Origin of the sequence: Streptomyces sp. NPDC002896 (assembly GCF_040295225.1) — a bacterium.
In the GTDB taxonomy this organism is placed as follows: Bacteria; Actinomycetota; Actinomycetes; order Streptomycetales; family Streptomycetaceae; genus Streptomyces.
Window position 1 is genome coordinate 223654 of record NZ_JBEOVA010000010.1, and the last position, 25038, is coordinate 248691.

At 72.4% G+C, this 25038-nt stretch carries 18 protein-coding genes; 7 read left to right on the plus strand and 11 right to left on the minus strand.

All coding sequences use genetic code 11. The features are described from left to right. The 4 genes from ABT009_RS20720 to ABT009_RS20735 form a co-directional block, all read right to left on the minus strand. Complete coding sequence (locus ABT009_RS20720) at positions 1-1503, minus strand: lysine N(6)-hydroxylase/L-ornithine N(5)-oxygenase family protein (protein ID WP_502989926.1); 1503 nt, start codon at positions 1501-1503, stop codon at positions 1-3. Next, positions 1500-2921, minus strand: coding sequence for a pyridoxal phosphate-dependent decarboxylase family protein (locus tag ABT009_RS20725; protein ID WP_351296583.1), 1422 nt, complete (start codon positions 2919-2921; stop codon positions 1500-1502). Before ABT009_RS20725 ends, ABT009_RS20720 begins: the two co-directional genes overlap by 4 nt. 338 nt (positions 2922-3259) lie before the next feature. Next, positions 3260-5749 carry an aminopeptidase N gene (gene pepN / locus ABT009_RS20730; protein WP_351296585.1) on the minus strand — a complete coding sequence of 830 codons (2490 nt, stop codon included), beginning with the start codon at positions 5747-5749 and terminating at the stop codon, positions 3260-3262. Between the two features lie 215 nt (positions 5750-5964). After that, positions 5965-6351, minus strand: a complete 387-nt coding sequence (locus ABT009_RS20735) for a chorismate mutase (RefSeq protein WP_351296588.1) — start codon at positions 6349-6351, stop codon at positions 5965-5967. Between the two features lie 166 nt (positions 6352-6517). On the opposite strand from ABT009_RS20735, the gene ABT009_RS20740 reads away from it, so the two are divergent. Next, the gene (locus tag ABT009_RS20740; RefSeq protein ID WP_351296591.1) at positions 6518-7417 is read left to right on the plus strand and encodes a hypothetical protein; all 900 of its coding nucleotides are present in this window, start codon (positions 6518-6520) and stop codon (positions 7415-7417) included. A gap of 66 nt (positions 7418-7483) precedes the next feature. Here the strand turns inward: ABT009_RS20740 and ABT009_RS20745 are convergent, their stop codons facing one another. Beyond that, positions 7484-8941: an MFS transporter gene (locus ABT009_RS20745; RefSeq protein WP_351296594.1), complete on the minus strand. Its 1458-nt coding sequence runs from the start codon at positions 8939-8941 to the stop codon at positions 7484-7486. A gap of 132 nt (positions 8942-9073) precedes the next feature. Here ABT009_RS20745 and ABT009_RS20750 point away from each other — a divergent pair, with 132 nt between their 5' ends. After that, positions 9074-9592, plus strand: coding sequence for a MarR family winged helix-turn-helix transcriptional regulator (locus ABT009_RS20750; RefSeq protein WP_351296597.1), 519 nt, complete (start codon positions 9074-9076; stop codon positions 9590-9592). A 113-nt stretch (positions 9593-9705) separates the two neighbouring features. Here ABT009_RS20750 and ABT009_RS20755 read toward each other — a convergent pair whose 3' ends face one another. The 5 genes from ABT009_RS20755 to ABT009_RS20775 form a co-directional block, all read right to left on the minus strand. Then, on the minus strand, positions 9706-11319 hold the full coding sequence (locus ABT009_RS20755; protein WP_351296600.1) for a DEAD/DEAH box helicase: 1614 nt from the start codon (positions 11317-11319) through the stop codon (positions 9706-9708). Positions 11320-11405: 86 nt separating this feature from the next. Next, positions 11406-11609, minus strand: coding sequence for a cold-shock protein (locus ABT009_RS20760; protein WP_067270399.1), 204 nt, complete (start codon positions 11607-11609; stop codon positions 11406-11408). 223 nt (positions 11610-11832) lie between these two features. After that, a complete protein-coding gene (locus ABT009_RS20765; RefSeq protein ID WP_351296604.1) occupies positions 11833-12990 on the minus strand; it encodes an acetyl-CoA C-acetyltransferase in 1158 nt (385 codons plus the stop codon). A 17-nt stretch (positions 12991-13007) separates the two neighbouring features. Next, positions 13008-13724 carry a TetR/AcrR family transcriptional regulator gene (locus tag ABT009_RS20770; RefSeq protein ID WP_502989934.1) on the minus strand — a complete coding sequence of 239 codons (717 nt, stop codon included), beginning with the start codon at positions 13722-13724 and terminating at the stop codon, positions 13008-13010. 67 nt (positions 13725-13791) lie between these two features. Next, positions 13792-14565: a vWA domain-containing protein gene (locus ABT009_RS20775; protein WP_351296607.1), complete on the minus strand. Its 774-nt coding sequence runs from the start codon at positions 14563-14565 to the stop codon at positions 13792-13794. Positions 14566-14870: 305 nt separating this feature from the next. Between ABT009_RS20775 and ABT009_RS20780 the strand changes: the two genes are divergently transcribed. Together ABT009_RS20780 and ABT009_RS20785 are read left to right on the plus strand one after the other, a co-directional pair. Continuing rightward, the gene (locus ABT009_RS20780; RefSeq protein ID WP_351296610.1) at positions 14871-15788 is read left to right on the plus strand and encodes a rhomboid family intramembrane serine protease; all 918 of its coding nucleotides are present in this window, start codon (positions 14871-14873) and stop codon (positions 15786-15788) included. Positions 15789-15868: 80 nt separating this feature from the next. Beyond that, the gene (locus ABT009_RS20785) at positions 15869-16774 is read left to right on the plus strand and encodes a chitosanase (protein ID WP_351296613.1); all 906 of its coding nucleotides are present in this window, start codon (positions 15869-15871) and stop codon (positions 16772-16774) included. 18 nt (positions 16775-16792) lie between these two features. Here the strand turns inward: ABT009_RS20785 and ABT009_RS20790 are convergent, their stop codons facing one another. Next, entirely contained in the window at positions 16793-17524 is a 732-nt protein-coding gene (locus ABT009_RS20790; protein ID WP_351296616.1) for an ABC transporter ATP-binding protein, read from the minus strand. Positions 17525-17681: 157 nt separating this feature from the next. On the opposite strand from ABT009_RS20790, the gene ABT009_RS20795 reads away from it, so the two are divergent. From ABT009_RS20795 to ABT009_RS20805, 3 genes are read left to right on the plus strand one after another with little or no spacing between them, the layout of a single operon-like run. Beyond that, positions 17682-21098 (plus strand): FtsX-like permease family protein, encoded by a 3417-nt coding sequence (locus tag ABT009_RS20795; RefSeq protein WP_351296619.1) that lies wholly within the window; start codon positions 17682-17684, stop codon positions 21096-21098. A gap of 1 nt (position 21099) precedes the next feature. Next, positions 21100-23889 (plus strand): thioesterase domain-containing protein, encoded by a 2790-nt coding sequence (locus tag ABT009_RS20800; protein ID WP_351296622.1) that lies wholly within the window; start codon positions 21100-21102, stop codon positions 23887-23889. Next, positions 23886-24905, plus strand: a complete 1020-nt coding sequence (locus ABT009_RS20805) for an ABC transporter ATP-binding protein (RefSeq protein WP_351296625.1) — start codon at positions 23886-23888, stop codon at positions 24903-24905. The genes ABT009_RS20800 and ABT009_RS20805 overlap by 4 nt, the downstream gene beginning before the upstream one ends. Positions 24906-25038 lie beyond the last annotated feature (133 nt).

A 25038-nucleotide genomic window follows, 5' to 3' on the forward strand; every position in this document is an offset into this window, starting at 1 on the left:
CTAGCGGCTGATCGTGTGACCTGCCGACGCCGGCCTCGCCCATCCGGGCGGGGCCGGCGTCGGTTGTTCGTCCAGGCCGAAGGTGGTGAACGCGGTGCGGCGGGGCAGCGGGTAGGGGTCCTTGCCGGTGACGGCGTTGAGGATGGTGGCGCTGCGCCAGGCGGCGAGTCCGAGGTCGGGGGCGCCGACGCCGTGGGTGTGGCGTTCGGCGTTCTGGACGTAGATGTTGCTGCCGGTTGCCGTGATGGTGGGGTCGAGGTCGATGCGGTACTGCTCGTCGATGCGGGGGCGGCCGGCGGTGTCGCGGCGGATGTGGGGGGCGAGGCCGGCGAGGAGTTGGTCGAGGGGGCGTTCGCGGTAGCCGGTGGCGAGGACGACGGCTTCGGTGACGAGGCGGGAGCGGGTGCCCTGCTGGGGGTGTGCCAGGTCGAGTTCGATCGTGGTCTGCCCGGTGCGGGTCGCGGCGCGGACGCTGACGCCGGGGGTGAGGACGGTGTCGGGCCAGCCGCCGTGGAGGGTGCGCTGGTAGAGCTCGTCGTGGATGGCGGCGATGGTGTCGGTGTCGATGCCTTTGTGGAGTTGCCACTGGCGGGGCACGAGGCGGTCGCGTACGGGCTGGGGCAGGCCGTGGAAGTAGCGGGTGTAGTCGGGTGTGAAGTGTTCGAGGCCGAGCTTTGAGTACTCCATGGGGGCGAAGGCCTCGGTGCGGGTCAGCCAGTGGAGTCGTTCGCGGCCGGCGGGGCGGTGGCGGAGGAGGTCGAGGAAGACCTCGGCGCCGGACTGGCCGGAGCCGACGACGGTGACGTGCTCGGCGGCGAGGATGCGTTCGCGGTGCCGGAGGTAGTCGGCGGAGTGGACGACGGGTACGGCAGGTGCGTCGGCGAGTGCTCGGAGGGGTTCGGGGATGTGGGGGGCGGTGCCGATGCCGAGGACGATGTTTCTGGCGTGGGTGCGGCCGAGGGCCTCGGCTGCTCCGTCGGCGTCGAGCTGGGCGAAGTCGATCTCGAACAGGGAGCGTTCGGGGTCCCAGCGGACGGTGTCGATCTGGTGGCCGAAGTGCAGGCCGGGGAGGTTGTCGCTGACCCAGCGGCAGTAGGCGTCGTATTCGGCGCGCTGGATGTGGAAGCGCTCGGCGAAGTAGAAGGGGAACAGCCGTTCGCGGTGGCGCAGGTAGTTGAGGAACGACCAGGGGCTGGCGGGGTCGGCGAGGGTGACGAGGTCGGCGAGGAAGGGCACCTGGAGCGTGGCGCCGTCGATGAGCAGTCCTGGGTGCCAGTGGAAGGCGGGCCGCCGGTCGTAGAAGGCGGTGTCGAGTTCGGCGAGGGGGTGGGCGAGGGCTGCCAGGGAGAGGTTGAAGGGGCCGATGCCGATGCCGACGAGGTCGCGGGGGGCTTGGGGTGTGGGGTGGGTGCACTCTCGGTGAGTGGCGGGGCCGCGGCGGTGGGGGGGCCGGGGGGCCGGACGGTCGGCGTGCCGGCCGGGGTCGGGGGGCATCGGGCTCATCGGGCGGTGTTTCCTTCCACCAGTTTCAGCAGGCCGGCGAGGTCGCCGGGCCGGGTGTGCGGGTTGAGCAAGGTGGCTTTGAGCCAGAGCCGGCCGTCGAGCCGGGCGCGGCCGAGGACGGCGCGGCCTTCGGTGAGCAGCTGTCGTCGTACGCGGGCGAGAGCGGCGTCGTCGGCGCCGGTGGGCCGGAACAGGACGGTGCTGATCGTGGGGGTGTCGTAGAGCTCGAAGCCGGGGTGGGCGTCGATGAGGTGCGCGAAGTCGTGGGCGGCCGCGCAGACCTGGTCGACGAGCGCGCCGAGGCCGGTGCGGCCGAGGGCTCTGAGGGTGACGGCGATCTTGAGTATGTCGGCGCGGCGTGTGGTGCGCAGTGAGCGGCCGAGGAGGTCGGGCAGGCCGGCTTCGGTGTCGTCGTCGGCGTTGAGGTAGTCGGCGCGGTGGGCCAGTGCGTCGAGGTCGCGGCGGTCGCGTACGGCGAGAAGGCCGGCGGCGACGGGTTGCCAGCCGAGTTTGTGCAGGTCGAGCGTGACGGTGTGGGCGCGGTCGAGGTCGTCGAGTTTGGTGCGGTGCCGGTCGCTGAAGAGGAGTCCGCCGCCGTATGCGGCGTCGATGTGCAGTCGTGCGCCGTGGGTGGCGCACAGGTCGGCGATCTCGGGGATGGGGTCGATGAGTCCGGCGTCGGTGGTGCCGGCGGTGGCGGCCACGAGGAGGGGGCCGTCCAGACGGATGAGGGTGTCCGCGAGGGCGGTGGGGTTCAGGGTCCCCGCGGGTGCGGGCACGGTGACGGGTTCGGGGAGTCCGAGGAGCCACGCGGCGCGGTGCAGGGAGTGGTGGGCGTTCTCGCCGCATACGAGCTGGACGGTGCCGTGGCGTTCGCGGGCGAGGAGGAGGGCGAGCTGGTTGGACTCGGTGCCGCCGGTGGTGACGACGGCGTCGGCGGTACGGGTGTGTGGGTACACCTCGGCCGCGAGGGCCGCCGTGACGAGGGCTTCGAGTGCGGAGGCCGCGGGGGCCTGGTCCCAGGAGTCCAGGGACGGGTTGAGCGCGGAGACGGCGAGGTCGGCGGCGGTCGCGACGGCGAGGGGTGGGCAGTGGAGGTGTGCTGCGCACAGGGGTTCGGCGGGGTCGGCGGCGCCTTCGGTGAGGAGGCGGACGAGGGTGTGGAGGGCCTCGTCGGGGCCGGTGCCGTGTGGGGGGAGGGCGGTGCCGACGGTTTCGCGTACGCGGGTGGCGACGGCCGCCGGTCCGCCCGCCGGGAGGGGGCCGCGGCGGGCGGCGGCTCCGTCGTGGAGGGCGTCGAGGACGGTGGTCAGCAGGGGGCGGAGGGCGGTGGGGCCTTCTGGGCCGCCGGACAGGGGCGGCGCCGAAGGCCCCTCTGACGGCGGGGGCGTCCCCTCCTCTTGCGGCGGGGTCCTCATGGGGTGTCCTTCAGGTGGGCGTGTGGCAGGGGCACCAGCCTCAACGATCGGGACACGCAAGTGGTACTGGCGTTACCCGTGTTGTGGCCGGGGCCACCCTGCCCCTGCCGGGGGGCCTACCCCACCCGGGGTGCAGGTTCCACGCCGGGGCATCCGCCGTCGTGGGTTGCGCCCACCCCTCGCCGGGGCCGGGCAATACGTGACGCACCCGCCGTCGTGGGTTGTGCCCACCCTCCCCCAAGCTCTCGGCTTCTCCCCCAGTGCCTTAAGGGCCTGGGAGGTACCCCCAGAGCAGGGGGACCCCCATCGCCCTGCGGAACGATTGCCCACAACGGTACTCAGGCGCGTACCCGCAATGCCCGTGCCAAGTCGTCCAGTTGGTCGGCCAGGCGGCGGCGCAACGCCGGGATGGGGGTGGCGTCGCGTAGGCAGGTCTCGCCGAGGTGGAGGGTTTCGGTGTCGACGGCGTAGACGGGGAAGGCGTAGCGGCCGGCGGCGTCGGCGATGGCGGGGCCGCGGCGCTCGGCGACGGCGACCGCGTCGGTGTAGTAGCGCGGCACGTACTCGCGTACGAGCGCGGCCTGTTCGGGCTGCCAGAAGCCCTGGGCCGTGGCGGTGAACAGGTAGTTGGAGAGATCGTCCGCGGCGAACATCTCGTCCCACGCCTTGCGCTTCGTCTCGGGGTCGGGCAGCGCGGCCCGGCAGCGGGCGGCGCCCTCCTGGCCGCTGGCGCTGGGGTCCTGGACGAGCTCGGCCTCGATGACGGCGTCGTCGATGGCGCCGAGGACGGCGAGGCGTCCGAGGATGCGCCAGCGCAGTTCGGGGTCGAGTTCGGGCCCGCCGGGGACGGTGCCTTCGGAGAGCCAGGCGCTGATGGTGTCGGGCCGGGTGGCGGTGTCGATGCGGTGGCGTACGGCCGTGAGGCGGAGGCCGGGGTTGTCGCCGTCCTCGGTGCGTCGGATGAGGTCGCGGCAGAGGTCGGTGAGGGTGGCGAGGGCGTCGGGCCGGTCCTCGTCGGCGACGTACCGGCCTGCGACGTGGCTGGTGGCGAAGGCGAGGACGCCCTGCACGACGGCGAGGTCGGTCTCGTGCGGGAGGTGGGTGCGGGCGGCCTTGAGGTAGTCGGCGGGCGGCAGTTCGCCGTCGCGGACGGCATCGCGCAGCGCGTTCCACACGACGGCGCGGGTGAGCGGCTCGGGAATGCCGGAGAGGGCTTCCTGGACGGTGGTGAAGGACAGGTCGTCGAAGCGGATCTTGGCGTAGCTGAGGTCGCCGTCGTTGAGGACGATGAGGGCGGGGCGGCTGCCGATGGGGCGCGCGGTCCCGTTGTGCGGTACGTCGAGTTCGAACCGTTCGCGCAGGGTGAGCCGGCCGTGGTCGCTGAGGTCCTGGTCGTAGAGGCCGACGGCGATGCGGTGGGGGCGGCTGCCGTGGTGGTCGACGGTGAGGGTGTGGCTGCTGTTGTGGCCGGCTGTGCGGGGCACGAGGGTGTCGACGCCGGTGGTGCGCAGCCAGGCGTCGGCCCAGGCGTGCACGTCGCGTTCGGTCGAGTCCGCGAGGGAGTCGATGAAGTCGGCGAGTGTGGCGTTGGCGAATTTGTGGCGGGCGAAGTGGGTGTTGATGCCGGCGAGGAAGTCCTTCTCGCCGAGCCAGGCGACGAGCTGGCGGAGTGCGGAGGCGCCCTTGGCGTAGGAGATGCCGTCGAAGTTGAGGAGTGCGGAGGCGGTGTCCTCGACGGCTTCGGGGGCTACGGGGTGGGTGGAGGGCCGCTGGTCGGCGTCGTAGCCCCAGGCCTTGCGGGCGACGCCGAAGTCCACCCAGGTGTCCGTGAAGCGGGTGGCTTCGGTGAGGGTCTGGTAGCCCATGTACTCGGCGAAGGACTCGTTGAGCCAGATGTCGTCCCACCACTTGAGGGTGACGAGGTCGCCGAACCACATGTGGGCCATCTCGTGGGCGATGACCATCGCGCGGGTCTGCCGCTCGGTGTCGGTGACGGCGGAGCGGTAGACGAACTCGTCGCGGAAGGTGACGAGGCCCGGGTTCTCCATGGCGCCCGCGTTGAACTCGGGGACGAACGCCTGGTCGTAGGAGTCGAAGGGGTAGGGCTCTTCGAACTTCTCGTGGTAGCGGTCGAAGCACGCGCGCGTGACGTCGATGATCTCGTCGGCGTCGGCGTCGAGGTGGGGGGCGAGGGAGCGGCGGCAGTGGATGCCGAAGGGCAGGCCGCGGTGCTCGGTGCGTACGGAGTGCCAGGGGCCGGCGGCGACGGCGACGAGGTAGGTGGAGATGAGCGGGGTCGGTGCGGCCTTCCAGACGCCACCCCCGGTGTGTTCGGTGACGCCGTTGGCGAGGACGGTCCAGCCGTCGGGTGCGGTGACGGTCAGCTCGAAGACGGCCTTGAGGTCGGGCTGGTCGAAGGCAGCGAAGACGCGCTGCACGTCGTCCATGAACAGCTGGGTGTAGGCGTAGGTCTCGCCGTCGGTGGGGTCGGTGAAGCGGTGCATGCCCTCGCCGGTGTGCGAGTACCGCATCGAGGCGTCGATCCGCAGTTCGTGTTCGCCGGAGGTCAGGCCGGTGAGCGGGAGGCGGTTGCCGTCGAGGGTGGCGGGGTCGAGGGGCTGTCCGTCGAGGATTGCGGAGCGCAGCTCGGCGGGCTTCAGCTCGACGAAGGTGTCCGCGGCTTTGAGGTCCCCACGCGCCGTGAAGTGGATGACGGTGAGGGAGTCGAAGGTCTCCTCGCCCCGGGTCAGATCGAGGTCGATGGTGTATCGCCGGACATCGAGGAGCTCGGCTCGGGTCTGCGCTTCGGCGCGCGTCAGTACGGACATGAGGGCCATGCTGCCTGATGAGCGGGGCGGCGCGACAGGGCCTTTCTCCCCGGGCGGGCCCCTGCGGGGACGACGCGCGAGGGCACTCGACTGTCGGGGCTGTGCGGGGCTCAGCTGTCCGGTTGTGCGGGGCTCGGCTGTCCGGCTGTGCAGGGCTCAGCTGTCAGGCAGTGCGGGGCTCACGCGACTGTGAGCGCCCGCGCGTGTGCCGTCTGTCATGTTCCTTCTGGTGCGGATCCGTCCGCGCCCGCCGAGTCGTTCGCGATCGTCTCGTGGTGGCGGATGACCTCCGCGATGATGAAGTTCAGGAGCTTCTCGGCGAAGGCCGGGTCGAGTTTGGCGCTCTCCGCGAGGCGGCGGAGCCGGGCGATCTGACTGGCCTCGCGGGCGGGGTCGGCCGGGGGAAGCTGGTGGGCGGCCTTGAGGTGGCCGACCTGCTGGGTGCACTTGAAACGCTCGGCGAGCATGTGTACGACGGCCGCGTCGATGTTGTCGATGCTGTCGCGCAGCCGGGCCAGCTCGGCGCGGACGGAGGGGTCGATGTCGTCGGCCGTGCCGGGCCCGTTCGGCGTACCAGGCTCGTTGATGTTGCTGGTGGTCATGGGGCGACACCCTACGTGGCCGGTGGACGGAGGGGCTCGCCAGGACCGTCGGTGCCTCGTTTCAACGTCCGTCGCCAGGACCGTCGACGCCCGTCCCGCTTACAGTGGGGGCAGCAGGGAGGCCGCAGCGCGGAGCTCTGTTCAGGCGTCTGAAGGGGGTGCGGGCGTGGCGGACGGCGGACCGGTCGAGCACGGCTATCCGCATTTGGACACGGTGCGGTCGGCCATCACCGCGCTGTACAGAAGGCTCTCGTACCACACCGTCAACAGCTTCGAGACCAGCGTCGTCCCGGCCGACGTGGCGTTCTGCGACCAGGATGATCTCCACCTGGGTGTGCAGCGTGTGGCCCGCGAGATCGTGCAGCACTACCGGCTGCCGGACGCCCGCATGGTCATCAGCTTCCGCGAGATGGAGCACGCGGCGAACGTCGAACTCGCCGCGGGCCCCGAGTACTTCATCGAGCTGAACGACCGGTTCCGAAACCATCGCAGGGATATCGGCGCGGCCCTCGCGCACGAGGTGATGCACGTCTATCTGCACCGCCTGGACCTGTCGTTTCCCGGCACCCGCGACAACGAGATCCTGACCGACACCGCCGCTGCGTATCTGGGCGCGGGCTGGCTGCTGCTCGACGCCTACCGGGAGGACGCCGCGTCGTCGCAGAAGCTCGGCTATCTGACGCCGGAGGAGTTCGGGTACGTGCTGGCCAAGCGGGCGCTCGTGTTCGGCGAGGACCCGTCGGTGTGGTTCACCAGTCCGCAGGCGTACACGGCGTACACGAAGGGCATGGCGCAGGCCCGGCGTGACGAGCAGCAGCCGCCGCTGACGGCGGCGGGGTGGGCGGGGCGGCGGCGGTATGCGAAGGACCGCCGGTTCGCGCAGGACCATCAGGTGCCGGTGCCCCCGCCGGGTCTGGATCCGGGGCCGTACTCGTTCGACGGGCGGACGCCGCTGCGGGTGTCCTTCCCGTGTCCGACGTGCCATCAGCGGATCAGGGTGCCGGTGCGGGGGCGCGTCCGCGCGCGGTGTGCGCTGTGCCGCACGGTGGTGGAGTGCGACACCTGAGGACTGCTGTAGGGGCCGCGAAACCTTCCGGTTCCGCGGCCCTCATGCCATTGCGGGCGCCAGCCGTCACTGCTCCCCCGCGGCCACCGCCTTCCCCGGCAGCGCCAGGCACAGCGCCGCGCAGAGCAGGAAGCCGGCCGTCACCCAGGGCATCGCCGTGGTCAGCGCGGGCGTGAGGCCGTCGGCGGTGTGCTCGAAGAAGACCGTGCCGATCACGGCCGCGCCGAGCGCGCCGCCGAACTGCTGGGCCGTGGAGAAGATCCCGGACGCCCCGCCGGCGAGATCGGCGGGCACCGCCGACAGGACGACGTTCACCAGCGGCACGACGAGGAAACCGAGCCCGGCGCCGGCGATCAGCAGGCCGGGGACGAGTGGCCAGGCCCCTGTGTGCGTCGCGTCGGAGCCGCTGACGGCGTACCAGACCCAGCCGAAGCCGCCCGCCATCATCAGCGCGCCCGCGCTCAGGACCAGCCGCCCGGCCTTCACGGCCAGGGTGTCGGCGACCGGCGCGGTCAGGAACCCGCCCGCCGAGAACGCGACGGTGACGACGCCCGCCTGCATCGGCGTGTAGCCCTGGCCGCCCTGCAGCCAGATCGCGAAGACCAGGAAGAAGCCCTGCATGCCGAGCGCGAACAGCAGTTGTACGGCGATGCCGACGGAGAACGCGGGGAGCCGGAAGGCGCGTGCCGGCAGCAGCGGCACGGGCGTGGCGCGGCGGCGTGCCTCGGCGACCGCGAGCCCGGCGACGGCGAGTGCTCCGCAGGCGAGGCAGATCCAGCCCCACACCGGCCAGCCGTTGCTGTGCCCCTGCACCAGCGGCAGCACGATCGCGACGAGCCCACCCGCCAGCATGAGGCTGCCGAGCACATCGGGCCGTCCGGCTGAGCGCTCCTTGGTCGACGGTACGAGGAACAGCGCGGCCGCGAAGGTCGCAAGCGCCACGGGCACGTTGACGAGGAACACGGAACGCCAGCCCCAGCCGAAGAGGTCGGCGCCGGTGAGCAGACCGCCAAGGAGCAGTCCGACCGCCGAGGCGAATCCGGCGACAGCCCCGTACATTCCGAACACCGCGCCGCGCTCCTTGCCGTGGAACAGCGTGCGGAACGAGCCGAGCACCTGGGGCATCAGCAGCGCCGCCATCACGCCCTGCACGGCCCGCGCGGCGATCAGCTGATCCGGCGACTGCGCGATCCCGCAGCCCAGGCTGGCGACGCCGAAGCCCGCCGTGCCGGCGAGGAAGAGGATCTTGCGGCCGTACCGGTCGCCGAGGTGTCCGGCGACGATCAGCGTGGCGGCGAAGCCCAGCAGATAGGCCGAGACCACCCACTGCAGGGCGCTTTCGGAGGCGCCCAGTTCGCGGCCTATGGACGGGATGGCGACGTTGACGATGGTCACGTCCAGGAGGTCCATCAGTGCCGCGATCATCATGACGACGGCGGCTGTCCAGCGGCGCGGGTGGAGAGCGGGGGCGGCGGCAGCGGGCGCGGGGCCGCCGCTCGCGGAGTTCGTGAGGGTCGCGGTCATGTCGACTCCAGGGCTCGTGTCCGGTCGGGCTCCAGATTTATTTCGTTCGAGCTAACGAAAGACTTGCACGCAGTCATGCGTGATCACAAGTCTTTCGTTAGCCCGAACGAAATATTTGCTAGGCTCGGCTGCATGAGCAGCGAGGAGGAGCCCGGCGGCGAGACCAGGGCCAACGCCAAGGAGCAGGCCCGGGAGCACGACGAGCGCGCCGACGTCCTCGCACGACTGTCGGCCGCCGGCCGCGAGAACAGCGCGGTCACCGTGATGTTCCACTCCGCGGTCGCCGCGACGCAGGGGCTGAACGCCACCGAGAACAAGACGCTCGACCTGCTGGAACGGCACGGCGCGCTCACCGCGAAGGAGCTCGCCGAGCACACCGGCCTGGCCCCCGCCTCCGTCACCGGCCTCGTCGACCGCCTGGAGGCCAAGGGGTTCGTACGCCGGGTCGGGCACCCGACGGACAAGCGCCGGGTCCTGGTGGAGCTGCACCCGGAGAAGATCGCCGAGCTGCGGGCCGTGTTCGCCGACTGGCAGCGCGATGTGAACGAGTTCTGCGAGGAGTTCACCACCGAGGAGCTGGAGACGGTGATCCGGTTCCTCAAAGTCGCGGCGGAGCGCCAGCGGAAGGCGGTCGCGCGTCTCGCCCGCTGACGGGCCGCGGCCGTCGCGTGGCCCCCGCCCCGTACACCGGCTGCGGCGGCTCGGATGCTGCTGAAGGCAGGGCGCTGTCGATCACAACACCCTCCCCGACTCGGCGTTGAAACCTAGGCCGCGCGCCGCCCTCCTTGTGCCCCGCGCTCAGTGCGGTTCGAGCGCGCTTGGCCCTCCCCCGTACGGCGGCCCTGCTGACGTCGTTGAGCGGTGCCGCGGGCTTCGCCGTTCCGCGGTTGCTCGCCGTGGGACTGCGCCTGAGTCTGGCCCGTGCGCCGGGAACGGCCTGCTCCGCCTGCTCCGCCTGCACGCCGGGCGCCGCTCCGTCGCGACCGCGGCTTGGCCACTTGCTGCTGCACCGGCTGCGGAACCTCGATCGTCACCGCGACGCCCGACGGCTCGCGCGCTCCCGTGAGGCGGACCAGCTCCTCGTCGCTCGACTTGATCCGCGCTGTGCGCGGCTCGATGCCGGCGTCGCGCATCAGCAGGCTCATCTCCCGCTTCTCGTCGGGGAGTACGAGGGTCACGACGCTGCCCGACTCCCCGGCCCTGGCGGTGCGGCCACCCCGGTGGAGGTAGTCCTTGTGGTCGGTGGGCGGGTCGACGTTCACGACGAGGTCGAGGTCGTCGACGTGGATGCCGCGGGCCGCGACGTTCGTCGCCACCAGGGCGGTGACCTGGCCGTTCTTGAACTGGTCGAGGGTGCGGTTGCGCTGCGGCTGCGAGCGGCCGCCGTGCAGCGCCGCCGCCCGAACGCCACTGGCCAGCAGACGCTTGGCGAAGCGGTCCGCGGCGCGCTTGGTGTCCACGAAGAGGATCACCCGGCCGTCGCGGGCCGCGATGCGCGTGGCGACGGCCTTCTTGTCGGTCTCGTCGGCGACGTACAGGACGTGGTGCTCCATCGTGGAGACGGCGCCCGCGGACGGGTCGACGGAGTGGACCACGGGATCGGTGAGGAACATCCGCACCAGCCGGTCGATGTTCCTGTCGAGCGTCGCCGAGAACAGCATCCGCTGGCCGTTCGGCTCCACCTGCTCCAGCAGCGCCGTGACCTGCGGCATGAAGCCCATGTCGGCCATCTGGTCGGCCTCGTCGAGCACGGTGACCGCGACCTCACCGAGCCGGCAGTCTCCCCGGTCTATGAGGTCCTTGAGCCGCCCGGGCGTGGCCACGAGCACCTCGGCGCCGCGCCGCAGCGCACCGGCCTGCTTGGTGATCGACAGCCCGCCGACGACGGTGGCCAGCCGCAGGTTGACCGCGGTGGCGTACGGGGTCAGGGCGTCGGTGACCTGCTGTGCGAGCTCCCGCGTGGGGACGAGTACCAGTGCGAGCGGCGCCTTGGGCTCGGCGCGGCGGCCCGCGGTCCTGGCGAGCAGGGCGAGCCCGAAGGCGAGGGTCTTGCCGGAGCCGGTGCGCCCGCGTCCGAGTATGTCCCGGGCCGCGAGGGAGTTCGGCAGCGTGGCGGCCTGGATCGGGAAGGGCTCGACCACACCCTGGGCCTCGAGGGTCTTCAGCAGGGCGGCGGGCATGTCCAGCTCGGCGAACGCCTCGACGGCGGGCAGCGCGGGGGTGGTGCTGCGGGGCAGCGTGAATTCCTGGGGCGGCGCCGACCGGCGGGCTGGAATCTTACCGGGCCTCTTCGCCGAATTCGCCGGAGCCTGCGCGCGGGAGCCCGCGGAGCGTCGGCGGGCGGAGCGTGCGGACCGTTCTGAGCTGGGGCGGGTCATGTGGCTTTGCCTTCCTGAGGACAGCAGAAGCCGGGGCCCGCACCGTACAGGTGCGGGCCCCGGCTGCGATTACGCGATCGCCGCGATCAGGCCGGGAGGATGTTCTCCGCCTGCGGGCCCTTCTGGCCCTGCACGACGTCGAAGCTGACCTTCTGGCCCTCCTGGAGCTCACGGAAGCCCTGGGTGGCGATGTTGGAGTAGTGGGCGAAGACGTCGGCGCCGCCGCCGTCCTGCTCGATGAAGCCGAAGCCCTTTTCCGAGTTGAACCACTTCACGGTTCCAGTAGCCATTTTCTGTCTCCCTAACGGGTGTGCTGCGGAAATCCGCGACCTGCGGATTCCTCGTCGCCGCGCAATGACCCCGTGCCGGAAAATCCGGTAAAAACAAAATGCGCCCGACGATCATTCCGTCAGGCGCACACAAAGTTCATGGGTACCAAAACCGCAACGCATTCACCGTAGCACGTCCGGGCGGCAGAACCACGAACACCTCCCGGATGGTCCCCCGAACGGCTTAGAGGCGCTCGACGATCGTCACGTTCGCCTGGCCTCCCCCCTCGCACATCGTCTGCAGCCCGAACCGGCCGTTCGTGCGCTCCAGTTCGTGCAGCAGCGTCGTCATCAGCTTCACGCCGGTGGCGCCCAGAGGGTGGCCCAGGGCGATGGCGCCCCCGTTGACGTTGACCTTGTCGGGGTCGGCGCCGGTCTCCTTGAGCCACGCGAGGACGACCGGGGCGAAGGCCTCGTTGATCTCGACCAGGTCGATGTCGTCGATCGTCAGGCCGGTCTTCTTCAGGGCGTACGACGTCGCCGGGATGGGCGCGGAGAGCATCCGGATCGGGTCCTCGCCGCGCACCGAGAGGTGGTGGATGCGGGCGCGGGGGGTGAGCCCGTGTTCGCGTACGGCCTGCTCGGAGGCGAGGAGCATCGCCGCCGCGCCGTCGGAGACCTGCGAGGAGCAGGCTGCGGTGATCGTGCCGCCGTCCAGGACGGGCTTCAGGCCCGCCATCTTCTCCAGGGTCGTGTCGCGCCGCGGCCCCTCGTCCACGGTCACGTCGCCGTACGGCACGGTCTCGCGGGCGAATCGGCCCTCGTCGATCGCGCGGACGGCCCGCTGGTGGGAGCGGAGCGCGAACTGCTCCTGGTCGCGGCGCGTGATGCCCCACTTCTTCGCGATCAGTTCGGCGCCGTAGAACTGGTTCACGGGCTGGTCGCCGTATCGCGCGCGCCAGCCCTCGCTGCCCGCGTACGGGCCCTCGGTCAGCCCCAGCGGCTCGGTGGCCTGCCGGGACGCGTACGCGATGGGGATCATCGACATGTTCTGGACGCCGCCGGCGACCACCAGGTCCTGGGTGCCGGAGAGCACGCCCTGTGCCGCGAAGTGCACGGCCTGCTGCGAGGAGCCGCACTGCCGGTCGACGGTCACGCCCGGCACCTCCTCGGGCAGCCCGGCGGCCAGCCAGCAGGTGCGGGCGATGTCCGCGGCCTGCGGGCCGACCGTGTCCAGGCAGCCGAAGACGACGTCCTCGACCGCGGCCGGGTCGATCCCGGTGCGCTCGACGAGCGCCTTCAGCACGTGCGCGCCCAGGTCGGCGGGGTGGACGGCCGCGAGGCCACCCCTGCGCCGCCCGACCGGGGTGCGGACCGCTTCGACGATGTAGGCCTCGGGCATGGCTGGACCTCCGTTGGTCAGCTGTCGCTATGGGCTTCCGGTGTCGCTGTGGGCTTCGCTTTCGGCTTCCGAGCTTTCGGCCTTCCGCTGTCGCTGTGGGTTCGGCCCTCGGCTTTCGGGCTTCCGCTGTCGGCCGTCGGGTTTCCGCTGTCTTGTACGGCGACACCGTCCAGCACCATCGACAGGTACTGGCGGGCGATCTCCTCGGGGCTGTGCTGTCCGCCCGGCCGGTACCAGGACGCGGCGACCCACACGGTGTCGCGCAGAAACCGGTAGGTGAGGCGGATGTCCAGGTCGGCGCGGAACACGCGCTCGGCGACGCCCCGCTCCAGGGTGCCGAGCCAGGCCTTCTCGAACTTCTCCTGGGACTCGGCTAGATAGGCGAACCGCGGCTGCTTCGCGAGGGTCCGGGACTCCTTCTGGTAGATCGCGACGGCCGGCCCGTGCCGGTCGATCTCCCGGAATGACTCCGTGACCAGGGCCTCGACGGTCTCGCGCGGTCCGAGTCCGGCGGCGAGCACGGCGTCGTACCGGCCCCAGAGCTCGTCGAGGAAGGTGGACAGGATCTCGTCGAGGATCGACTCCTTGGAGTCGAAGTGGTAGTAGAGGCTGCCCGCGAGCATGCCTGCCTCGTCGGCGATCCTGCGGACCGTGGTCGCTTTGTAGCCGTGCGCGGCGAACACCTCGGCCGCGGTGGCGAGGAGTTCACGGCGCCGCTCGGGCGGCGGGGTCACCCGGGGCTCCGCCTTGTCGGCCGCCTTGTTGTCCGTCACGGCAGCACGTTAACCTGCCAAACACTTGTTAGGGAAGCGTAGGGCTCGCTCCGCGCACGAGCCCCTGCGCCCTGGCCGCCGCCAGCCACGCCGGGAACTCCCCGACCAGCCGGTCGTACAGCTCCGCATCCGAGACCTGCCGGGGGTCCGAACCGGCGTGGAAGAAGCCCGCGTTGTCGATCGGCCGCTTCTGCGGCACGGCCAGTTCGTCGAGCTTGCGCAGAAACTCGAACTGCTTGCTGCCCGGGTCGCCGAAGCCGATGAACTGCCAGAACATCGGCAGCTTCGCCGCCTTGCACAGATAGCGCTCCGCCGCGAGCTTGTTGATCGGGCCGCCGTCCGTCTGGAAGACGACGAGCGCGGGGGCGGTCGCACCACTGTCGAAGTAGTGGTCGATGACCGCGTCCATCGCCAGGTGGTAGCTGGTCTTGCCCATGTGGCCGAGGCCGGCCACGATCTCGTCGATCCGCCCGCGGTGGCCCTCGAGGGCGATGTCCGTGACCGCGTCGATGTCCGTGGAGAAGAAGACGACGGGGACGCGCCCGTCGTCGTCCAGATGCGAGGACAGACCGAGGACCCGGTCGGCGAGCGCCTGCACGCTGCCGTCCTTGTAGTACGGCTTCATCGAGCCGGAGTAGTCGACGACGAGGTAGACCGCCGCCCTCGTACCGCTCAGCCCGTGCTTCTGCAGGGAGACGCCCGCGGTCTTGTAGAGGCTGACGAGGGCGGGCGCGGTCTGCTCCATCTTGCTGAGGCTGATGGCCGGTCCGGTCGTGGTGGTGGACGTGGCTGAACCGGCCATACGGGCGCTCCGCTCCGTGGGTCGATGTGGGTACCAGGGTCGATGTGGCGCGGGTCCTGCGTACCGGGAGTGCCGAGGCTAACGCAGGCCCGGCCGCGCCGGAGCCGGAACGATCTCGTCCGGCATCGGCCACCGCATGAGCCGTCCGGCAGCGCGTGCGCGGCCGGGCAACCCGTTCCGCGGCGACCGTCCGTGAACGGCCGGCACCCCGTTCCGCGAGGACCGCCCGAGTTCGCTATTTTGATCGCCGCCGTCCCCACCGGCTCTCTGTTCCGTGACCCCCCGCAGTTCCCGAGGAGCCGGCCGTGCAGCCTTCCGTCACCACCTGCTACAGACACCCCAAGGTCGAGTCGTACATCCGCTGCACCCGCTGCGACCGGTTCATCTGCCCGGACTGCATGCGCGAGGCGGCGGTCGGCCACCAGTGCGTGGAGTGCGTGAAGGAGGGCAACCGGTCCATACGCCAGGCCCGTACGGTCTTCGGCGGACGGATCTCGGCCGTCCCCGTCGTCACGTACACACTCATCGCCCTCAACGTGCTGGCGTATCTGGGCGAGCTGGTGCGGCCCGGGCTCGTCGACCGGTTCGCGATGCTCGGCGCCGGGCTGATCGGCCCCGACGGCGGCCACTACCTCTACCAGGACACCTACCCGGCGGAGTTCCACACCGAGGGCGTCGTCGACGGGGAGTGGTACCGGCTGATCACCGGGGCGTTCCTGCATCTGCCGCCCACGCAGGGCACGTTCGGCATCCTGCACATCGTCCTCAACATGCTGTCGCTGTGGAACATCGGCCGTGCGGTGGAGGGCGGCCTCGGACGCTCCCGCTATCTCGCCCTGTATCTCCTCTCCGCGCTGGGCGGTTCGGTGCTCGTGCTGCTGATCGCCCCCGAGCAGTCCGCGGTCGGCGCCTCCGGGGCGATCTTCGGCCTGGCAGCCGCGTACTACGTGATGAGCCGCCGCATCGGAGCGGACATGCACGCCGTCAACCGCTTCATCGCGGGCTTTCTGATCTGGATGGTGATCTCGGCGTCGTTCACGTCCTGGCAGGGCCACCTGGGCGGGCTGCTCGCGGGCGGCGCGGTCACGGTCGCCTACGCGTACGCTCCGCGGAAGCGCCGCACCCTGGTGCAGGCGGCCGGGGCGGTAGCCGTGCTGGTGCTGCTGCTCACGCTGGCGGTGCTGAAGGTGTCGGAGCTGACGGGCGGGGCCGGCGCCGTCTGAAGTCGTAGGTGACGACCGGCGGTCGGGCCGCGGCATCCTGGACTCCGTGCCCGTCCCGGCCGCCCGTACCCTGTGCCCTTATGAAGCGTGCTGGCTGTCTCTTCCTCGCCGTCGCCCCCGTGGCCACAGCGGCCGTTTTTCTCTTCGGGACCGGCTCCGGCTCGGGTGACTCGCAGGACGACAAGGGCCCCAAGGTCTCCGCTGCCCCGAGCAGGTCAGCCGGTGCGTCGTCGGCCTCCGAGCGGGCGAAGGAAGACGCCCTGATCGCGAAGCTGCCGCCGGGTCTCGCCGCGGCCGACAAGAAGGAGCTGGCGCAGCAGATCGTGGCGAGCGCCGAGAACTCCACGCTCGACTGGCGCGGCCAGTACGACTACATCGAGGACATCGGCGACGGCCGCGGCTACACGGCGGGCGTCATCGGCTTCACCACCGGCACGCACGACCTGCTCACGCTCGTCGAGCGGTACACCAAGTCCCACCCGGACAACGGCCTCGCCCGCTATCTGCCCGCCCTGCGCAAGGTCGACGGCACCGGCTCCCACAAGGGCCTGGACCCCGGTTTCCCGGAGGCCTGGGTGAAGGAGGCGCAGAAGGCGGAGTTCCGGAAGGCCCAGGAGGACTTCCGGGACGAGATCTACTTCGACCCGGCGGTGCGCCTGGCGAAGCTCGACGGGCTCGGCACTCTCGGCCAGTTCATCTACTACGACGCGATGGTGCTGCACGGCCCCGGCACGGGACCGCGCGGCTTCTACGGCCTGCGCGAGGCCGCCATGGCCGAGGCCGACACGCCTGCCGAGGGCGGCAAGGAGAAGGCGTACCTGGACATCTTCCTGGACGTCCGCCGCAAGGCGATGAGGTACAAGAAGCCCGACCGCGACACATCCCGCATCGACACGGCGCAGCGGCGGTTCCTCTACGACGGCAACCTGGACCTGCACACTCCGCTGGTGTGGCAGGTGTACGGGGAGACGTTCCGGGTGCCGTAGCCGTCGGCTGCCGTACCTTCAGTGCTCGACGACCTCGCCGTCGCTCAGTTCCAGTACGCGGTCTGCAAGGCCCAGCAGCTGGGGGTCGTGCGTGGCGACCAGCGCCGTGACGCCCTCGCTGCGGACCACGGCCCGCAGCAGTTCCATGACCGCCAGGCCGGTCTGGGCGTCCAGCTGCCCGGTCGGCTCGTCGGCGAGCAGCAGGGCCGGTCGGTTGGCGAGGGCCCGGGCGATGGCCACACGCTGCTGCTGCCCGCCGGAGAGTTCGGCCGGGCGCTGGGCCGTGTGGTCGGCGAGGCCCACCAGGGCGAGCAGCAGTGCCACTCGCTCCTCGCGTTCGCGTGGATCGGTTTTGCGGAGCCGCAGGGGTACGCCCACGTTCTCGGCCGCGGTGAGGATGGGGATGAGCCCGAAGGACTGGAAGACGTAGCCGATGCGGTCGCGGCGCAGTTCCAGGAGCTCGTTCTCGCCGAGGGCGGACAGATCCGTGCCGTCGATGACGATGCGGCCGCGGTCCGGTGAGTCCAGTCCGCCGATGAGATGGAGCAGTGTCGTCTTGCCGGAGCCCGAACGGCCTTTGAGGGCGACCAGCTCGCCGCGGCGGATGTCGAAGGATGCGCCGCGCAGCGCATGCACGGCCACGGCGCCCGTGCCGTACGAATGGTGCAGGTTCTCCACCCGCACCATCGGTTCCCCGGACGGATCTCCCGCGAGGGCGGCACCGGACTGCGTGCTGGCGTTCTCCGTCATCGGTGCATCCCACACGGAACGAGCCAGGAGCGTCAAGAGCACTGGACCCGAGCCTCGGGAGCACTTCTGCGCTTGAGCGCATATCCCGGAATGCGAACACCGTGATATGCATGCCGGGTTGACGAGAGGGCAGCTCGGCAATCACGTGGGGGGAAGGGTGACGGGCTTCTTACTGCTGCGCGTTCGAACGCATCGGCTGCTGCTCGCCGCCGCCCTTCTCGCGGTGCTGCTGACCACCTCGGTGCTCGCCGCGCTGACCGCGTTCTCCGGTGCCGTCGGGGACGCGGCGCTGCGGAACACCCTGCGCGGCCGGGCCGCGGCCTCCGCCTCCCTCGTCATCAGCGCGAACGTACCCAGGGACGCGCGGAACGCGGCGCAGGAGGCAGTGGTCCGAGGTGCGCGGGGGACCTTCGACGGGCTGCCGGTGACCGTGCGGAAGCTGGAACGTTCCGGGCCGTACGCACTGCCTCGCTCCCTGCAGGACGCCGATGCACGCGCGGGACAGCCGGACCTCACGCACTTCGCCGCCCTGGACCGGTCGCGGATCAGGCTTGTCTCGGGCACGCTGCCGGACCGGGCCCCGGCGGCGCGCACCGCTGCCGTACCCGTCGCGCTGCCCGAAGCCGCCGCCGATCGGCTGAAGCTGCGGCCCGGCGAGCGGATCACGCTCACCGACCGGCTGGGCGGCGCGCCCCTGACGGTCCGGGTGACCGGCGTGTACCGGCCGGTGGACAGCACCGATCCGTACTGGCAGCTGGACACTCTCGGCGGCCGCGGGGTCCGCACCGTGCTCTTCACCACCTACGGGCCGCTGCTCACCGACCCGTCCGTCCTCGCCTCAGGGCGCACCTCCGCGGGCACCACCGGGTGGGTGGCGACCGCCGACTACCGGACCATCACCACCGGCGGGATCGGTGCGCTGCGCGAGGCGTCCGTGCGCGGGCCCGAAGCGCTGCGCAGGGACCCGGCGTTCGGTGACGGCGCAACCGTGCGGACCGCGCTGCCTGCCGTACTCGACCGGACCGGACGTGCGCTGCTCGTGTCCCGGTCCACGCTGATGATCGTCTCCGTCCAGCTGATGCTGCTCGCCGGGTACGCGCTGCTGCTGGTGGCCCGGCTGCTCGACACCGAGCGGGCGGGCGAGACCGATCTGCTGAGGGCGCGGGGCGGTTCGCGCCGCCGCATCGCGGGCCTCGCCGCGCTGGAGGCGCTGCTGCTGGCCGTCCCGGCTGCGGCCTGCGCCGCGTTGCTGTCAGGCCCGCTGGTGCGGCTGCTCGCGCGCTGGTCGTCGCTGGAGCGGATCGGGCCCCGGCTCGGGGACGCTCCCGCGAGCCGGGTCTGGCTGGTCGCGGCCGGGGTCGCGGTGTGCTGCGCGGCGACGGTCGTCGCACCCGCGCTGGCCGCGACCGCGGGTGGGCCGCTACGGCTGCGGCGGGTCCGTGCCGCGGCGACGGCCGCGCCCGTGCGCGCCGGGGCCGATGTCGGGCTGCTCCTGATCGCGGCGGTGGCGTACTGGCAACTCGACCGGCAGACCGGCTCGTTCGGCGGCGGCGCGCTCAGCCGTGACCACGAGGGCGGCCTGGGCATCGATCCGCTGCTGGTCGCGGCGCCCGCTCTGGCGCTGCTGGCCGGCGCGGTGCTGACGCTGCGTCTGCTGCCGCTCGCCGCGCGGCTCGCGGAGCGGCGGGCCGCGGGCGGGCGAGGACTTCCGGCGGCGCTCGCGGGCTGGCAGTTCAGCCGACGTCCGCTGCGCGGGGCGGGGCCGGTGCTGCTGCTGGTCCTCGCCGTGGCGGCCGGGATGCCGGCGATCGGGCAGAGCGCGTCGTGGAGCCGGTCGCAGGGCGACCAGGCGGACTTCGGGACGGGCGCTTCCGTACGGGTGCTGGACAGCCGGCCGGGCGGCCCCGGCCAGACCGGTCTCTACGCCACGCTGCCCGGGGTACGGGATGCCGCGCCCGCGCACCGCACCACCACGGACCTCTCCGGCGGCCGTACGGCGACGGTTCTCGCGCTGGACACGGCCCACGCCCGCGAGGGGATGCTGATGCGCGCTGATCTCGCCGATGAGCCCGTGGAGCGGCTGCTGCGGGCGGTCGCGCCGCGCGAGAAGGCGACCGAGCCCGCGGTGCTGCTGCCCGACGGCACCCGGCGGCTCGCACTCGACGTGCGGATCACCGACGAGGGGGCGAAGACGGGCCGTTCCCGATCCGGGCTCGCACCGCTGATCACGGTCGTCGTCGAGGACCGCTACGGCATCGCATACCGGCTGGGTGCCGGGGAGATCCCCGTCGACGGCCGGGTCCACCGGGTGACCCTCGATCTGGATGTGTCGGCGTCGGGCAGCCGTGCCGCCCCGGCCGGGCCGCTCCGTGTGACCGGGCTGCAGCTCGACGGCACGGCACCCGCCGAGAGGCCCGAGCAGCACCGGCTCACCGTCGAAAGGATGCTGTCCACGGGCTCCGGCGGGGCCGACCGCGCGGTCGTCGTGCCCGCCGGGGTGCGGTGGCAGGGCAGCAGGACCGAGACGAGGAACGGGGAGGTACGCCCGCCGGCGGCCCTGGATCCGGGCGCGTCGAAGACGGCGCCGCTGACGGTCTCCTACGGAACGGGCGCAGGGCACGGGAGCGACGAGTCGCCCGCCGACCCGCCGGTGTTCACCGTCCGCGTCGATGTCGCGCGGGCCGCTCCTCCGGCGCGGATCGCCGCCGTCGCCACGCAGGGCTTTCTGCGCGCGGCGGGGGCCCAGCGCGGCGAGAGCGTCGACGTGACGGTGGCCGCCGGGGAGCAGCTGCCGGTGACGATCGTGGGGTCGGTCAGGGAGCTGCCGACGACCGGAACGGGCACGGCCGGGGCGGGTGCCGGAGACGAGGTGGGCGCCGGGGACGGGGCGGGCTCTGCTGAAGCGGGTGCCGACGGCGGAGCCGGGTCCCCGGACGGCGGTGCGCTGCTGCTCGATCTACGCGCCGTCAACGCGGTGTTGGCCCACCGCGCGAGCACTCCGCTCGCGCCCAACGAGTGGTGGCTGAGCGCCGCCCCCGGCAGGGCCGCAGAGGTCGCGTCGGCGCTGCGGGCCCGCCCCGACATCGACCCTGACCAGGTGCTGGTACGTGATGAGGCCGCAACCGAGCTGCTGGGCGACCCGCTCGGCGCCGGGCCGCGTTCGGCGCTGATGGCGGTGGCGGTGGCCGCCGCGGCCCTGGCCGCCGGGGGCTTCGCGGTGAGTGCCGCCGGTGCGCGGCGGGAACGGTCCGCGGAGTTCGCCGTTCTCCGTGCCCTGGGCGCGGCCCGCCGGGATCTCGCCAGGCTGGTCGCCGTGGAGCAGAGCCTGCTGATCGGGGTCGGTCTGCTCACCGGTCTCGGGCTCGGGACCGTCCTGACGCGGGCCGTCGTGCCCCTGATCGTGCTGACGCCGCAGGCCGCCCGGCCGGTCCCCCACGTCCTCGTCGAACTCCCGGTGGCCCAGGTGAGCCTGCTCCTCGCGGGCGTCGCGGCCCTGCCCCTGCTGATCACCGCCGCGTCAGCCGTCCGCCGCGCCGACCCCGCGGTCGCGCTCCGCCACCAGGGGGACAGCTGAGATGAGCATCGCGCCTGACCGCGAGGAGCCCCGTCAGCGGAGAGAGCGCAGTGTCGCGCCCTGGGTGCGGACGCGCATGCGGACCGCCCCCGGGACGGCCGTCGCCTTCGGTGTGCTCGTGCTGGTCACGGCTTTCCTCGCAGCCGTACTGCCGCGGGCCGTCGACGCATACGAGGCCGAAGGGCTGCGCCAGGACATCGCCGGTGCCCCACCGGCCTCCACCGTGCTGGAGCTGAGCGCGCCGCAGCCGGGGCTGGAGTTCCCGCAGCCCGCACGGGAGAAGGCGCTGCGGCCCGAAGCGCTTGCGGCCGTCCACCGCAAGGCACTCGGCAGGCTGCCCGAGCCGCTGCGGGCGGACACCGCGCAGTCGGCGTACGGGGTGCGGACCTCCGAAAGCCTCGTCGGGCTGGACAGATGGCTGCCGCGGCTCAACGCGCCGCCCCGCTTCACGCTGGCCGCGCAGTCGGACCTCGCCGGCCACGCCACCGTACGAAACGGGCGGCTGCCGACCGCCGACGGAGCCGTGACCGAGAACACCAGGGAGGTGGAGGCCGCCGCGACCGCGGAGACCGCCCGGGTCATGCGTCTGCGTGTCGGCTCCGTCGTCAGCCTGGGCGGCTTCCCGAGCCGGCCGCTGGCCGTGCGGATCACCGGGATCGTCGAACCCCGCCGCCCGCAGGGCGGCTACTGGTCCGCGGAACCGGCCCTGCGTACCCCTGCCATGGCCGCTCTGCCGACCAGCACCCCGCAGTTCTACTGGGAGGCGGGCCTCCTGCTGGCGCCCGGCGCCGCCCCCGCACTCCTCGGCAGCCAGGGAAAGCCGGAGCGGTACTGGCGGTTCGCCCCCGCCGCCGGACGGCTCACTGCACAGGACGCCCCGGAGCTCGTCGACCGGATCGCGTCTCTCGAAGGCGGTCCCGGGCTGCTGACGATGCGTCAGGTCGCGGGTGTCACCGCGGCGTTCAGCACCGACCTGGAGACGGTCGTCGGCTCGTATACGGAGACGCGTGAGGCGATCACGCCCGTCGTCGCGGTCGCGGTATTCGGGCTCGGAGCGGTCGCCGCCGTCGTGCTGGCCATGACCGGCGGGCTGATCGCGGCCCGCCGCGCCGCCGAACTCGCCCTGCTGCGCGCGCGTGGCGGCTCCCTGCGCGGCATCGCCGGACGGCTCCTCGCCGAGACCGGGGTGGTGGCGCTGCCCGCGGCCGCCTGCGGTCTGCTGCTCGCCGTACTCGCCGTGGACGAGGCCCGGCTGCTGCCCGCCGTGCTCGGCGCGGCCGCCGTCGCGCTGCTCGCCTGCGCCGTGCTGCCGATGCGTGCGGCCATGGCGCACCGCAGACCGCGGGCGCACGGCGAGCGCGACGATCTCGCCCACGCCAGGCCGGGCAGGCGCCGCACGGTCGCCGAACTCACCGCGCTGGTCCTGGCCGTCGGCTCGGTCGTGGCGCTCCGCCGACGCGGCACGGCCGGCGCGGGGGACCTTCTGGTGAGCGCTGCTCCGGTGCTGGTGGGGCTGGTTGCGGCGCTGGTGCTGGTACGGCTGTATCCGCTGCCGCTGCGGTGGGCCGCCCGCCCGGCCGGGCGGTTGCGCGGGGCGGTGGGTTTTCTGTCGCTGGCCCGCGCGGGCCGCGCGCCGGCGACCGGCGCCGTGCTGCCGTTGCTGGCCCTGCTGATGGCCCTGACGACAGCGGCGTTCGGGGGTTCCGTACTCGCCGGCGTCTCGGATGCCCGGGACCGGGCGGCGCTGCTGGCCACGGGCGCGGACGCACGGATCTCCACCACGGGCGATGCGGCTCCGCTCCCGGCCGGAGTGGAAAAGGCAGTACGGGGAGTTGCCGGCGTATGGGAGGTGACGGCCGTGCGGATCGAACGCACCGCGGAACTATCGATGTCCGGCGCGACCGACTCCGGCGAGAAGAAGTCGCTGACGCTGATCGCGGTCGAACCGGAGTCGTACGCCCGGCTGGCCCGGCAACTGGGTCTCGGGCCCTTCCCCGCCAACGCGTTGAAGGGCACGGGTGGCATGCTGAACGCCGTCGCCTCACCCGGCGTCGCGGAGCGGCTCGGCCGCGCACCGCGCCGGATCACATCCCCGGCCGGTGATGTCACGGTGCGGATCGCCGCCGTGCGGTCCCGGACGCCGGCCGCCCCCGGCACCGGATTCCTGCTGGTCGATTCCGCGGGCCTGGAGCGCTCCGCCCCGACGACGCTGCTCGCCACCGGTGGCACGCTCGACGCGCAGGAGCTGCGGGCGGCCGTGCGCGGCTCCGCGAAGGGCCTTTCCGTGACGCTGACGCTGCGCGGCGAGGAACGGGCGGCGCTCTCCGACTCGCCGCTGCAGACAGGCGCCGAGCGGGTCTACGCCGCCGCCGTCGCGGCCGGTGCGGGCTACGCCGTACTCGCCCTGCTGCTCTTCTTCCTCCAGGCCGCGCCGGACCGGTCCGCGCTGCTGGCCCGGCTTCGGACCCTGGGCCTCACGAGCCGCCAGGGCCGCCGGCTGATCGGCCTGGAGGCGCTGCCCCAGGCGCTGCTCGCGGCCGGAGGGGGCATGGCCGCCGGCTGGGCCACGGTCCGGCTGCTCGCGCCCGGCGTCGACCTGGACCGCCTCGCCCTGGCCGCCGCACGCGGCCACGCAGGGGCGGCCGGTGCGTCGCTGGGCATCGACGTGTGGTCGCTGGCGCTGCCCGCGGCGGGCATGGTGCTGCTCGCGGGGGCGGTCGCCGCCGCGCAGGCCTGGTGGGCGGGGCGCCGCACACCGATCGACGAACTCAGGGCAGGAGGCATGCGATGACCCGGACGACGACCTCGCGGACGACCCTGGCCGAGCTGGAGCAGCGGGCGGCGGCCCACCGCGACGGGCCCTCGTACGGGCATGACGCGCTGATCGTCTGCGACCGGCTGGTCCGCATCTTCTCCGGCCGGGGGTCGGGGGGCGGCTCCCCGGGAAGGAAAGGGGCTGCCTCCGGGGTGGAGGTGCAGGCGCTCCAGGGGCTCGATCTCCTGGTCCGCGAGGGCGAGTTGATGGCCCTGGTCGGCGCCTCCGGCAGCGGAAAGTCGACCCTGGTGAACATCCTCGCGGGCCTCGACGTACCTACCGCGGGCGCCGCGAAGGTCGCGGGCCGCGATCTGCTCACGATGGACGCGAAAGCGCGGTTGCGCTACCGCCGCGAGGTCGTCGGCTTCGTGTGGCAGCAGACGGCACGCAATCTGCTCCCCTACCTGACGGCGGCCCAGAATGTGGCGCTGCCGATGCAGTTGCGGGGTGGTGGTGGCCGGGGCCGCAGGAAGAAGCGGGGCGAGCGGGCCGAGGAGCTGCTGGCGATGCTCGGGGTCGCCGACTGCCGTGACCGCCGTCCGCAGCAGATGTCCGGCGGGCAGCAGCAGCGCGTCGCCATCGCCGTCGCCCTCGCCAACTCACCGTCCGTACTCCTCGCCGACGAGCCGACCGGCGAGCTGGACTCCGCGACCGGGCAGCAGGTATTCGCGGCGTTCCGCCGGGCCAACGAGGAGCTGGGCACGACCGTCGTGATCGTCACGCACGACCAGGCGGTCGCCGGGGAGGTGCGCCGTACGGTCGCGATCCGCGACGGGCGCACCTCGACGGAGGTGCTGCGCCGCACGGAGGTCGACGAGGAGGGGCAGGAGTCCTTGGTGGCCCGGGAGTACGCGATGCTGGACCGGGCCGGGCGGCTGCAGTTGCCCGCCGAGTACACCGCAGCGCTCGGTATGGAGCACCGGGTGATGCTGGAGCTGGAGCAGGACCATATCGGGGTGTGGCCGGACGACAGCGGGGGGCGGGCCGAGTGAGTTTCCCCCGGGAACGAGCCCGCCAGGCCGATCAGGCGGGCTGGGGGGACATCAAAAGCAAATGCACGGCGCCCGCCCAACGTCCGGTCGGGGACAAGGGCAGGCGCCGCAGGGTGTTCCGTACGCCTTTGTA